Here is a 12622-nt window from a genome sequence, read left to right on the forward strand (position 1 = left end):
TGGCGTGGGACGCTGGCGCTAGGCGATGGAGCTAGTTGGCATTCGGTTCGAGCAGTGACTGGATCTGATCGCTGAGGTCATTGAGATCCTGCTCGTTGATGCCGAATAGGTCACTGATATTCGAGTTCGCGGACGCGCTCGGCGCGGTGGTGGTGGGCGCGGTGGACGTCGGCCGCGGCCGCGTGCCATCGGAGACATAGACCGTCACCTTCGAGCCCTCGCGCAGCGGCGGGGTAGCGTCGATACGCATGACGCGATCCTTGGCCGTGCCATCGCCAGCGCTGACCTGCAGCGTCACGTCATAGCCCAGGCCAGTCAGTTCCTTGCGGACATCCTCGGCCAGCTTGCCGCGGTACTTGTCCGACAAAGTACCAGCAACACCGGTGTCATAGGCCGGGTCGTAGGCAGGCAACGAGCCCGCGGAAGCACCCAGAGCGCTTGCGGCCTGGAACCAGGTCTGTGCAGGCTCATCGCCGCCGTAGAGCGAGCCGTAGGAGCACTGCGAAACCGGGGCGGTGCACAACGGGGAGATCGTGGTGCCGTCGTTATAGATGTAGGTCGCCGCCGCGAAGTTGCTATTAAAGCCCATAAAGGCAGCCGACTGGTGCGACTCAGTAGTACCCGTCTTCGCCGCCACCGGCGCGTTCCACCCAGCCGCCCGCGCGGCATCAGCTGCGGTGCCCCGCGTGGCGTCTTGGCTCAGCCCGTTCGCCAAAGCATTGGCGACATCGGTGCTAATCGCCTGTTCGCAAGCCGGGCGCTCAATGTAGATCTCCTGGCCATTGTCATCGGTGACCGAATCCAAGGGGCTTGGCTCGCACCAGGTACCGCCCGAGGCGAGGGTCGCAGCGACGTTCGACAACTCCAGCGCATTGACGGCGGTAGGTCCAAGGGTGAAGGAACCGAGGTTGTGTGCCTTCATATAGTCCGCGATGGAGCTTTCCCCATCGAAGGAACCCTCGTTGGTATAGGAACGCAGGCCCATCTTCACGGCCAGGTCCACCACGTTGCTCACGCCCAGCTTCTCAATCAGCATGACAAACGGCGTATTGGGAGACTGGGCCAACGTATCGCGCAGCGTCATCGACGATGCATAAGAGCCCGAGTTCTCCACGCAATAGCTTCCCGCCGGGCAGCCCGAGGCGCCGCCCTCACCCATGCCCTGAGCCACGTAGCGCGTGGGCACCTGCAGCACGGTATCGAGACCATAGCCCTGATTAAGGGCTTCGGCGGCGGTGAAAATCTTAAACACCGAACCCGCGCCATTGCCCACCAACGAGGCAGTTTGCGGTAGCACCGTTTGCCCGGCCTCCAGGTCGAGGCCATAGTCACGCGAGGAGGTCATGGCCAAGATACGGCGGGAATTCGTGCCCGGCTCCACCACGTTCATGACGTCGGCAACGCCATAGGTCGACGAAGGAACTTGGCTGCTGACCGCAGCGTGCGCAGCATTTTGAACATTCTGGTCCAAGGTGGTCTTGATGGTGTAGGAACCACGCGTGAGCTGATCGGTATCGAGCCCCCTGCTGGCTAGATAATTGAGTACATAGTCGCAGAAGAAACCATTGTCGCCAGCGTTAATGCAGCCGTTGGGCAGCCCCTGTGGGGACTCCAAGACTCCCAAGGGCTCAAGGTGGAAGCGATCGGCGTCTTCCTGGGTCAGGGTGCCGGTAGAGACCATCGCGTCTAGGACCTGGTCGCGGCGGGCAACAACAGCCTCGGCGTTGGTATAGGGATCGAGATAAGAAGAGGACTGCACCATGCCCGCCAGCATCGCTGCCTGCGGGACATTCAGCTCGGCGGCGGAAATCCCAAAGTAGGTGCGCGCGGCGGCCTCGATGCCGTAGGCGCCATTGCCGAAGGGGATCAGGTTGAGATAGCGGGTGAGGATCTCATCCTTGCTAAGGCTCTCATCGATGCTGGAGGCCATGCGCATCTCGCGCAGCTTACGTGGGATCGAGGTCTCCACGGCCGCGGCCTGTTCGTCGGCGTTGTTGGAGGTAACCAACAACAAATAGTTCTTGACGTACTGCTGATCAATGGTGGAGGCGCCCTGCTCCACGCCGCCGGCGACAAGGTTGGTGGCTATAGCGCGAAGATTGCCCTGGATATCAACGCCGTTGTGCTCATAAAAACGCCGATCCTCAATCGAGACGATGGCATCTTTCATCGTCTGTGCGATCTGCGTGCTGTCCACCTCATAGCGGCGCTGCGAGTAGATCCAAGCGATCACGTTGTCGTTGGCGTCCGTAATCGTAGTGACCCCCGGTGCGGAACCATCGGTGAGGTCCTCAAGGTTGGATTGCATCGTCGCGTTTGTGCGATCAACAGCAACGCCGCCCAAGGCGGCAACGGGGCTAAGCGCTACTGCGCTGGTCAGCCCCGCCGCGATGGTGGCTCCAAGCAACTTCATCAGTGAATTCCACTTTGACACTCTTTTACCCTAGCGGGCGAACCTGTGAGTAGGGAATGCGAAAACCCCCCTCAATGTGTGATCCATTCGACTAAGTACCTAAAAAGTGAATACACTTACAAGTGTGCAAAAGCCGAAAGGCAAGGTTTCCACAAGGGTAGGAGGACGACCAATGACTGCATCGCTTCTTAATGACATGAAGCGCAATCCATTTACTGCCTCGAATCAGGTCGCAGGTAGTGGCGATCGGGGGGATTGGGTCATGCAGGCTCACTGCCGAAACGGGGACCCGGACGCGCTTTTCGTGCGTGGTGCCGCTCAGCGTCGGGCAGCCGCGATTTGCCGCCAGTGCCCAGTAGTGATGCAGTGTCGCGCAGACGCCTTGGATAACAAGGTGGAATTTGGAGTGTGGGGCGGACTCACCGAGCGTCAGCGCCGTGCCTTGCTCCGCAAGAACCCGCACATCACCAATTGGGCGGACTACCTAGCCTCCGGTGGGGAACTCATCGGAATCTAATTTAATTTCTTTTCCGTCTCCTTCGGGAGGCGGATATTTTTATGCCTCCGGTAAGGTGTAAGGCATGACTAAATGGGAATACGCAACCGTTCCGCTATTAACGCACGCCACCAAGCAGATCTTGGACACCTGGGGTGAAGATGGCTGGGAGCTGGTCTCCGTCGTGCCGGGCCCGAACCCTGAAAACGTCGTCGCCTACATGAAGCGAGAGGTGCAGTAATGGCTACTCATTCCGAGCGTCTCGCTGAACTGGGAATCACCCTCCCGGCGGTAGCGGCACCGGTTGCTGCCTATGTTCCTGCCGTGAAGGTGGGCAATCAGGTGTGGACCTCTGGCCAGTTGCCCTTTATCGAGGGCGCGCTGCCAGCCACCGGAAAGGTCGGCGCGGAAGTGTCGGCAGAAGACGCGCAGGCGTTTGCCCGCCAGGCCGCACTCAACGCCTTGGCGGCAGTCGATGCGCTGGTCGGCATCGATAACGTCACCCGCGTGCTCAAGGTCGTGGGCTTTGTGGCCTCTGCCTCCGGATTCGGAGGTCAGCCCGCCGTGCTCAACGGTGCCTCCAACCTCATGGGTGAGATCTTCGGTGAGGCGGGCGCGCACGCGCGTTCGGCCGTCGGTGTCGCGGAGCTTCCGCTGGATTCCCCCGTCGAGGTGGAAATTGTCGTTGAGGTCACCTCTTAGAGCGTGAAGCCTCGATAACTGGTACAAGTTCGCCGAAAATGGCTAAAGTTAAACACATGCAGCATCCTGCCTACAGCCAGTTGCGTCCGGTAACACCGTCCGCCGCCGTTGTCCTTTGCCCCAACCCCGGATACTCCTCTTTGGAGGGGACAAACTCCTGGGTCATCCGCGCGCCCGAAGATCCGCGCAGCATCGTGATCGACCCCGGTCCCGCCGACGAAGGGCACCTCAACGTGCTCCACGCAAAGGCAGATGAGGTTGGTGTTGTCCTCCTTACGCACCGTCACCATGATCACGCCGACGGCGCGCAGCGTTTCCGTCAGTTGACCGGCGCGCCGGTGCGTGCAGTGGATCCTTCCTATTGCGCTGGCGGGCAGCCGCTGACCCCGGGCGAGGTCATCTCCATTGACGGTGTGACCCCTCAGGTCGAGGTCGTGGCCACCCCAGGGCATACCAGTGACTCCGTGTGCTTCTTCATTTGGAGCGGTGAGCCACACAAATCCACCTTGGAGGGCATTTGCACCGGTGACACGATTGCGGGTCGTCACACCACCATGATCTCCGAGACCGATGGTGATCTGGGCAAGTACATGCAGACCTTGGAGCTGTTGCAGGAGCGGGGCAAGGATGTCCGCCTGCTTCCGGGGCACGGCCCCGACGGTGAGGACGTGGCAAGCTACGCAACTTGGTATCTCGAGCGCCGCCATCAGCGCCTCGATCAGATCATCGCGGCGAAGAAGAAGCTCGGCGATGATGTGGCACTCAAGGATCTCATTGATGAGATCTACGATGACGTGGATCCGGTACTGCGTGGCGCAGCGGAACAGTCCACCCGCGTCGCGCTGCGTTACCTAGAAAAGCAAAAGTAGTCCGAGATAGATGAAAGCCCCCACGAGGTGGGGGCTTTCATCTTTTCACTTAGCGGGCGCGCTTTGCTAGGTGTTCTGGGTCCACGATGAGCACGGACTTGCCCTCGAGGCGAATCCAGCCGCGATGCGCGAAGGTAGCCAGGGCCTTGTTCACGGTCTCGCGAGAAGCGCCGACCAGCTGTGCGATCTCTTCCTGGGTGAGGTCGTGGTTCACGCGCAGGGCTCCGCCTTCCTGGGTGCCGAAGCGGTTGGCCAGCTGCAGCAGCGTCTTGGCCACGCGACCGGGGACATCGGTGAAGATGAGATCGGCCAGGGAGGCGTTGGTGCGGCGCAGGCGGCGAGCCAACACGCGCAGGAGCTGCTCGGAAATCTCCGGGTGCTCAGCGATCCACTTGTGCAGCATCTCGGAGTTCATGGTTGCTGCATGCACCTCGGTCACGCACACTGCCGAAGAGGTGCGAGGACCCGGATCGAAGATGGAGAGCTCGCCGAACATGTCGGACGGGCCCATTACGGTGAGCAGATTCTCGCGCCCGTCGCTCGAATGGCGGGCGAGCTTCACCTTGCCGGAGGTGATGATGTAAAGGCGGTCACCCGGCTCGTGCTCTTCGAAAATGGTGGCACCGCGCGGGAAGCGCACGGTCTCTAGCTCCTGAATGAGGTTGTTGACAGCAACCGGATCCACACCCTGGAAAATTCCGGCGCGGGACAGGATGTCGTGTACACCTTCCACGTCTAATGACTCCTCTACATAAAAGATGACGCGACTTCCCTTTTGTGCCAGCTGAAACCGCCCCCTTAGGAAAAGATAAGGTTTCGAGCCAGTGCGTCACGTCTCGGTATATAAGTTATCTTCCCATACCTTACTATGAAATAGGTTACAGGGGCACCTCAAAAATCGAAGTATCACAAGGTCTGACATTTAGGGGGAGTCATGTGGGGGTGAAACGGGCACTTGTGCCGGTGAAAAAGAGTGCGAAAACCCCTACGCGGACGTGGGCTTTGCGGCCTCAGGGGTGGACTTGGGGAGAAGCTTCTTCTCCAGGCGGTCCATCCATACAAGGAAAAGGGTAAGGAACACAGGAACTACGATTACCAAGAAAGCACTCATAGTTTCCCCATTTTACGCCCAGACTTTTCGCTTACACTGTTGAGCTATGACTGCCACGACCCCGCTCGCTTTAAAACGGCGCGCCCGGCGCATCAACCGCATGCTAGCCGAGGGCTACCCGGACGCCCATTGCGAGTTGGACTTTAGCAACCCTTTGGAGTTGACGGTGGCTACCGTCCTTTCCGCGCAGTGTACGGATGTGCGAGTCAACCAGGTTACCCCGGCGCTGTTTGCCACGTATCCCACCGCCGAGGCCTATGCAACGGCCAACGAACTGGAGCTGCAGGAGATCATCCGCCCCACCGGGTTCTATAAGGCTAAGGCCGCCCACCTCATCGGACTGGGGCGGATGCTGGTGTCCGACTATGGTGGGGAGGTTCCCACGGCGCTCGAGGACCTGGTCCGCTTGCCAGGGGTAGGCCGCAAGACCGCGCACGTGGTGCGCGGAAATGCCTTCGGCATCCCCGGGCTGACCGTCGATACCCATTTCGGCCGGCTGGTGCGCAGGTTGGGGCTGACGTCCCAAGAGGATCCAGTGAAGGTCGAGCACGACATCGCCGAACTGATAGAGAAGAAGGAATGGACGATGTTTTCGCATCGGATCATCTTCCACGGGCGCAGGGTATGCCACTCCCGGAAGCCGGCCTGCGGCGCGTGCTTTCTAGCCAAGCAGTGCCCAAGCTTCGGGCTGGGGCCGGTGGATCCGGCCGTGGCCTCCGAGCTGGTGACAGGCCCCGAGCGCGAGCACCTTTTGGACATGGCGGGCGCTATTATGGGCACATCAACTAATTCAGGAAAGGGTTAGGATGCCAAGAAAGACAGTCATCGCTTCGGTCATCGTGTTCCTCCTCGGGATCGTGCTGTTGCTGATGTTGGCACCGAACCTGAGAAACGATAGCTCCACCGAGGAAGCAGCCACGGAGGAGTCCACGGCGTTGGGAACCCTCGAGGTTCCGGCGCGGCCGTCGTGTCCGGCGGGGGAGGTGGCGGGCATTGATTTGCCGTGCCTGGGTCCCGCGTCGGAAAGCGACGATACGGGCGATGTCGCCGGCGCCAGTGCCGGTTATACGATCGTGAGCCTGTGGGCGTGGTGGTGCGAGCCGTGCCGGGTGGAGCTGCCGCTGTTTGACGAGCTCGCCGCCAAGCACCCGGAGTATGAGGTGGTGGGCGTTCACGCGGACAAGTTCGCCGCCAATGGCGCGGCCATGCTCAACGACCTCGGCGTGAACATTCCCTCCTATCAGGACGATTCCAATCAGTTCGCGGGTACTCTGGGGCTACCCGGCGTGGTGCCCATCACCGTGATCGTGGACAGCCAGGGCGCGATGGTCTCCTTCATCCCGCAGGCCTTCGAAGACTATGACTCGCTCGAGAAAGCTATCGCGGAGAAGATAGCGCAGGCATAAAAGGACATGACCTTCCCACAACAAGACCTACCCGGATTCAACACCACGCTGCGCCCCGAGGCGGCGCCGCAGTGGCTCAAAGGGGTCATCGACCATCCCCGAAGCATTCAACGGCGCCTCGAGGGCACCATGCAGGAGCGCACCCTGCCCGCGAATCCGTCGCGCGCCGCGGCGGTTCTCATGCTGCTCTCCGGTAGCGCCGGATCGGCGTCCGGGTCAACGCCTGAGGCGCTTCCCGACGATGCCGCGGTGCTGCTCACACACCGTTCGCCGTCGCTGCGCAGCCACTCCGGCCAAATAGCCTTCCCCGGTGGGCGCATCGACCCGGGTGATACCAACGTGGTGGATGCCGCGCTGCGGGAGGCTTGGGAGGAAACCGGCCTCGATCGGCGCGCGGTGGTTCCACTGGCGCAACTCGATGCCGTGGAGATCCGAGTGAGCGGCAATCCGGTTCACCCGGTGGTGGGGTATTGGGATGCCAGCGCCGACGTTGGCGTCATCGATCCCGGCGAGGCCGACGACGTCTTCCTCACCCCGCTGGCGGAGCTTGTGGATCCGCGCAACCGCGTCCGCCTGGTCATGGGGCCGTGGATGGGCCCTGGTTTTTGGGTGCGTGACTATCTTGTGTGGGGCTTTACCGGCGGGCTGTTATCGGCGCTTTTTACGCAGGCCGGATGGGAACGTCCCTGGGCGGATGCGCCGGTCATGGGATTAGATGAGGCGATTGCGCGCTCCCGCAACAATGAGCCGCACTACTGGGGTGCCGAACCGAGGGGCTAATATTCGGGAAGTAGTTTTGTATATTTTGGAAGTCACAGTCCGCCGGCAGAAAGGTTAGATGTGCACTTTGCCCCGGAGACCATCGTCGATGTGGTGGTCGCAATCGCGCTCGTGGCCGCCTGCTATTCGGGCTGGCGCCAGGGGGCATTTACGGCAGTGCTGTCGACCGTCGGCGTCATCGCCGGCCTGATTCTAGGGGCAGCGCTTGCACCGCAGGTCATGCAGCTGACTGAGTCCGTCGCGCTGCGTTTCCTGCTGGCGTTGGGAACCGTGGTCATGCTCGTGGGCTTGGGCAACCTCGTCGGTGGGCTGTTGGGATCCTCGTTGCGCGCGGGCATCCGATTTAAGTCGCAGGTGGTGCTGGATTCGATAGTCGGCGCCGTGTTCCAGGGGCTTGCCACTGCGATCGTGCTGTGGCTGATTGCGATCCCATTAGCCACTGGTCTCGGCGGAAGCTTCGCCCAAGGCATCCGCAACTCGCACATCCTGGGCGCTGTCGACGGGCGGATGCCGGGTGCGATGGCCACGTTGCCTTCACGGATTTCTGCGATGCTGTCGGACTCCGGCTTGCCCCCGCTGGTGTCGCCGTTTAGCGGTCAGACATCGACCCAGGTGGAGGCCCCACGCATCGAGGTGGAAGATACCGCCCTCGTGGAGCAGCTGCGTCCTTCTGTCATCCACGTGCTAGGCGAGTCGCAGCAGTGCTCGCGCAGGCTCATGGGCTCCGGCTTCGTGGTCGATGATTCCCATGTCATGACCAACGCCCACGTCGTGGCCGGCACCGACAAGGTCAGCCTCGACACCGTCGAGGGCGTCTTCGAAGCGCAGGTGGTCTACTACAACCCGGAGCTTGACATCGCTGTTTTGTACAGCGATCACCTGGGGCTGCCCGCCCTGGATTGGGCCAGCGATGTCGCCCAGACCAGCGAGGATGCCATCGTGATGGGATTCCCGGAGTCCGGGCCTTTCGAGGCAGCCCCTGCCCGCATTGCCGAACGCATTACGATCTCCGGGCCGGACATCTATGCCTCCGGCCGCGTGGAGCGCGAGTCCTATACCGTGCGTGGCACGATCCGGCAGGGTAACTCCGGCGGCCCGATGGTCAACACCGAGGGCGACGTCTTAGGCGTGGTGTTCGGCGCCAGCGTCGACAGCAGCGACATCGGCTATGCGCTCACGGCGCAGGAGGTCTTGGGCCAGGTCGGCGATTACTCCTCCCTGACCGCGCCGGTGGACCCCGGGCGCTGCGTGATGAACTAAGAGCACGGCACACCGCCGTGGGCGCTTGGGTGGGCAGCGTCCGGCGCCCAGTGGCTGAGGGCACAGTCCCAGGCTGTGGCTGTGGCTGTAGCAGAAGCAGGGGCGTTAGTGCGTGCCGACGAACCCAGCTATCAATTCGGCCAGCTTTTCCGGGGCCTCCAGGTGGGCACGCCACCGGGAGCCCTCGTCCCCGTCGATCACGGCGTATTCGAACTCCCCAAAGCACCGCGCGCGGGCACGAGCAGCCAGAACCTGACTGTGGCTGGTCTTGTCGCCGACAAACTGCACGGGGACGGTGACCTTGTTCCCCAACCACTTCGCCGGCGGCAAGGAGGTGGCAATCTTGACGGTGCGGGCGACCGCGGCCTGGGTGGATTCCACGCTCATCGCCATGATCCGCAGGCGCAGGTCCTCGGCGAAGTGTGCGCCTTCCTGATATGCCAGGGAGGTGCCTGCGCGCAGTTCGCGGCCGAGCCACCGGTCGCGTCGCTTCCACAGCTGGCGCCGGGGAAGGGACGGGAGGTGGGCGAACAGGACATTTTCTATGGTCTGGGAGAAAAGCCACGGCCGGGTCATTATGAGCCTGCGCATGTCCACCGGGTGGATGCCGTCGATGCAGGTGATGCCGCTGATGTGCTCCGGGTGTGAGGTAGGCATGGTCCAGGCGATGGCGGCACCGGCGCCCACCCCCACCACATGCGCACTGTCATGACCCATGGTGCGGATCACGCCGGAGACATCGCCGTTGAGGTGGCGTAGGTCGTAGCCCTGAGGCGGCTTATCGGAGTAGCCATAGCCGCGCAGATCCAGCGCGATAACGTGGTAGCCCTTGCTTGCCAGCAGTGGGAGCAGCCGCCTGAAGTCCATCCAGGAGCCGTAGGCGTCGTGAAGCAAAACGATGCAGGGATCCGACGGGGAACCGGCAACGGCGGCATGCAAACGCAAGCCACGGGTATGGATCTCCTGGTGGTTAAACCCGTCCAGCAGCACCACCTTCGGCGACAGCGTTCGGGCGGAAAATAGACTCATCGACTTACCTCAAGGCACACATGGGAAACGCCCGCGGGCAGGCGAGGCGTGAGAAAAACAAGCTCTTAGCTGAACATGCCGCGGTTGCGGGATTCCAGCTTCTTGGTGGCCTGGCCGGGGACCAGGTTCTTGAGCTCGTTGACGGAGGCGATGGTCTTCTCCGGGGCGCGCAGCTTGCGCAGCTTCTTGAAGCCGATGAGGGCGAACAGACCCGCGAGAACCAGCATGAGCAGGAACACGATAAGGAACGCGGCCCAGCGAGCCAGCCACAGGTCCGCGATCAGTTCGGCGAGGAAGAAGAAAAAGAAGAAAGAGCTGTACAAAGCAACCGTGCCGGCCACGCCGAACAGGCCGCCGCCGATGGCCCCCTTCTTGGCCTCCTGCGCCAGCTCGGCCTTGGCAAGCTCCAGCTCGGAGCGGAACAGGGAGGACATCTGAGTGGTTGCGTCGCTAACCAGCGCGCCGATGCTACCCTTGCCGCCGGCGGCGTCCACATCACTCAGGGGGATGGAATTTATTTTGGCGCCGAAAGTCTCCGCGCCGTCCGTAAAAAATCCTTTGTCATTGCTCACGGGTTGATCCCTTCCACAACCGGCCCCTGGGGGCGGAGCCGAAGTCTGTACAGTTCTTACACACACTAGTCCCAGACGCACTAGTTCTGCGTAAACGATACCTACTATCGTGCCACGAAATGCTCGCCAATGTGAATTAGCCAACCTGAATTGCCGGATTTACTCACCCGTTTCCACAGGCGTGATTCCCGGCGCGCGAGCCGGTGGGCGATCATCGGCTTGAGGGCGGGCAAGTAGACTGTGGCGCATGGATCTAGCCAGCGATGCGCGCATTATCGAACTCACCTCTGAGGCGACCGCGGCGGTCAACGCGGTCCACCGCCGCCCCGTGAACCTTCGCAAACCGGAACTCACCAGCTCCGAGTCCGCGCTGCGCGGGGCGCGCGCCAACGTCGACTGCTACCTCGCCGGTGTCAGCGTCGAAGAATCGATCAACGCCTATAGCGTGCTCGCCCCCGCCAAGGTCTCCCAGACCGCGAGCACGTTCCTGCGCGCACCGCTTCAGGTTCTTGCGCTTATCGACGTCTATAGCGGGGGAACCGGACGCCCCGAGAAAAACCCGCAGCGCCTTCAACAACTGGCGAAGCTCATCACGAACGACCCGGACCAGGTGCTTGCCCCGGCACTGATTCAGGCGGAATTAATCACTGGCGGCTATTTCGGGCAGCGCTCGGGCACCGTTGCCCGCGTGGCCACCCGGATCGCGGCGATCGCCTATGGCTTCGATCCGCGCGGGCTGTGCGTGCCGGAGGTCTACCTGCGCCGGCACCGCGCGGAATACGAAACACTCGCCACCCACGCCACCGATGATCAGCAGGCCCTGACGGACTTCCTCGCCTTCTACCTGCAAAGCTATATCCTCGGCGCGCACGAGGCGGAGGGAATAGCCAAGCTGGCCTGAGGCGAGCCGGCGCTTTTGCGAAGGCGGGTTAAGCCTCGTCCGGGCGGTGCTTCTTGGCCAACCAGATGCCACCCGCGGCGGCGGCTGCGATAGCGGCGACGACCCCGGTGGTCTTGCCGATCTCGACGCCGGTGGGCATCTGGAATAGCGGCACGGGGTTGCGGAAGCTGTGGATGTTCCAGCCTTTGTCCGCGGCCACCTTGCGCAAGGCCCGGTCCGGGTTGACGGCATTGGGATTGCCCACGGCCTCAAGCATGGGGATGTCCACGGCCGAATCCGAGTAGGCGAAAGACTGGGGCAGGTCGTAGCCGCGGCGGGCGGTTAAGTCCATGATCGCCTGCGCCTTGGCAGCCCCCTTGCAGTAGAAGGTGATCTCGCCGGTGAACACCCCATCCTTTTTAGCGAGCTCCGTGGACACCACGGTGGTCACGCCCAGCTCCTTGGCGATCGGCTCGACCAGCTCGCGGGCGGAGGCGGAGATGATGACCACGTCATGGCCTGCGGCGAGGTGCTGATCGATGATGGAGCGCGCCTCGGCATAGATGGTGGGGGTCACCACGTGCTGCATGGTTTCCTCGGCGATGGCCTTGACCTGCTCGACGTTCCATCCGGCGATCATATGGGCGAGCTGATCGCGGGTGGTGTCCATCTGTTCGCTCGAGTGACCTGCGAACATGTAGGTGGCCTTGGCCATGGAAAGCTGCAGCGCCTCCACCGGGGTGATGAGCCCGGAGTTGAGAAACTCCTTGCCGTAGGCGAAGGCGGAAGAGGTAGCGATGATCGTCTTGTCCAGATCGAAGAAAGCCGCAACACGACGCGGCGCCAGGGCTAGCTCGTTGCTCGGGGCCGGCGCGACGTGCTCGTGATCGCGTTCCTTCTTACTCATTGCCACCTCATTCTAGCCACAAACCTACCCGCGGTGGCTGTCCCTCGCCGTCACCCCCCACAGGTTGCGCAGTCGCGCCACTTCATGGCAGCGCGCACCTGAAGTGGCGGCAAAAAGGTTTTCAAGCTGTGTAAACGTGCACGCGCCGAGGTTGCCTTGCTTTGTGGCCCTGTGTCATAATGGCACCTGCAAGGCCC

Annotated in this window: 14 protein-coding genes; 9 read left to right on the forward strand and 5 right to left on the reverse strand. The window is 62.1% G+C overall.

Features of this window, described 5'->3' with window-relative positions; all coding sequences use genetic code 11:
* Positions 1-31: 31 nt before the first annotated feature.
* On the reverse strand, positions 32-2434 hold the full coding sequence (locus PAB09_RS01395) for a transglycosylase domain-containing protein (RefSeq protein ID WP_271034326.1): 2403 nt from the start codon (positions 2432-2434) through the stop codon (positions 32-34).
* Between the two features lie 175 nt (positions 2435-2609).
* Between PAB09_RS01395 and PAB09_RS01400 the strand changes: the two genes are divergently transcribed.
* From PAB09_RS01400 to PAB09_RS01415, 4 genes are all read left to right on the forward strand, one after another.
* On the forward strand, positions 2610-2930 hold the full coding sequence (locus tag PAB09_RS01400) for a WhiB family transcriptional regulator (RefSeq protein ID WP_271035230.1): 321 nt from the start codon (positions 2610-2612) through the stop codon (positions 2928-2930).
* A 64-nt stretch (positions 2931-2994) separates the two neighbouring features.
* Positions 2995-3150: a DUF4177 domain-containing protein gene (locus tag PAB09_RS01405; RefSeq protein WP_169729826.1), complete on the forward strand. Its 156-nt coding sequence runs from the start codon at positions 2995-2997 to the stop codon at positions 3148-3150.
* Entirely contained in the window at positions 3150-3611 is a 462-nt protein-coding gene (locus PAB09_RS01410) for a RidA family protein (protein WP_271034327.1), read from the forward strand. The genes PAB09_RS01405 and PAB09_RS01410 overlap by 1 nt, the downstream gene beginning before the upstream one ends.
* A 38-nt stretch (positions 3612-3649) precedes the next feature.
* Positions 3650-4480, forward strand: coding sequence for an MBL fold metallo-hydrolase (locus tag PAB09_RS01415; RefSeq protein ID WP_271034328.1), 831 nt, complete (start codon positions 3650-3652; stop codon positions 4478-4480).
* A 49-nt stretch (positions 4481-4529) separates the two neighbouring features.
* Here the strand turns inward: PAB09_RS01415 and glxR are convergent, their stop codons facing one another.
* The gene (gene glxR / locus PAB09_RS01420; RefSeq protein WP_271034329.1) at positions 4530-5213 is read right to left on the reverse strand and encodes a CRP-like cAMP-activated global transcriptional regulator GlxR; all 684 of its coding nucleotides are present in this window, start codon (positions 5211-5213) and stop codon (positions 4530-4532) included.
* Positions 5214-5637: 424 nt separating this feature from the next.
* On the opposite strand from glxR, the gene nth reads away from it, so the two are divergent.
* From nth to PAB09_RS01440, 4 genes are read left to right on the forward strand one after another with little or no spacing between them, the layout of a single operon-like run.
* Positions 5638-6396, forward strand: a complete 759-nt coding sequence (gene nth / locus PAB09_RS01425; RefSeq protein ID WP_271034330.1) for an endonuclease III — start codon at positions 5638-5640, stop codon at positions 6394-6396.
* Position 6397: 1 nt separating this feature from the next.
* Positions 6398-6997 (forward strand): TlpA family protein disulfide reductase, encoded by a 600-nt coding sequence (locus tag PAB09_RS01430; RefSeq protein WP_271034331.1) that lies wholly within the window; start codon positions 6398-6400, stop codon positions 6995-6997.
* Between the two features lie 6 nt (positions 6998-7003).
* Positions 7004-7777 carry an NUDIX hydrolase gene (locus PAB09_RS01435; protein ID WP_271034332.1) on the forward strand — a complete coding sequence of 258 codons (774 nt, stop codon included), beginning with the start codon at positions 7004-7006 and terminating at the stop codon, positions 7775-7777.
* 60 nt (positions 7778-7837) lie between these two features.
* A complete protein-coding gene (locus PAB09_RS01440) occupies positions 7838-9037 on the forward strand; it encodes a MarP family serine protease (RefSeq protein WP_271034333.1) in 1200 nt (399 codons plus the stop codon).
* Between the two features lie 105 nt (positions 9038-9142).
* On the opposite strand, the gene PAB09_RS01445 is transcribed toward PAB09_RS01440, so the two are convergent.
* Together PAB09_RS01445 and PAB09_RS01450 are read right to left on the reverse strand one after the other, a co-directional pair.
* Positions 9143-10066 (reverse strand): alpha/beta fold hydrolase, encoded by a 924-nt coding sequence (locus PAB09_RS01445; protein WP_271034334.1) that lies wholly within the window; start codon positions 10064-10066, stop codon positions 9143-9145.
* Positions 10067-10131: 65 nt separating this feature from the next.
* Positions 10132-10638, reverse strand: coding sequence for a phage holin family protein (locus PAB09_RS01450; protein ID WP_271034335.1), 507 nt, complete (start codon positions 10636-10638; stop codon positions 10132-10134).
* Between the two features lie 247 nt (positions 10639-10885).
* Between PAB09_RS01450 and PAB09_RS01455 the strand changes: the two genes are divergently transcribed.
* Positions 10886-11539, forward strand: coding sequence for a hypothetical protein (locus PAB09_RS01455; protein ID WP_271034336.1), 654 nt, complete (start codon positions 10886-10888; stop codon positions 11537-11539).
* A 28-nt stretch (positions 11540-11567) separates the two neighbouring features.
* On the opposite strand, the gene PAB09_RS01460 is transcribed toward PAB09_RS01455, so the two are convergent.
* A complete protein-coding gene (locus PAB09_RS01460; protein ID WP_271034337.1) occupies positions 11568-12425 on the reverse strand; it encodes an HAD family hydrolase in 858 nt (285 codons plus the stop codon).
* Between the last annotated feature and the right edge of the window lie 197 nt (positions 12426-12622).

It is taken from the genome of Corynebacterium sp. SCR221107, from assembly GCF_027886475.1.
GTDB lineage: Bacteria > Actinomycetota > Actinomycetes > Mycobacteriales > Mycobacteriaceae > Corynebacterium.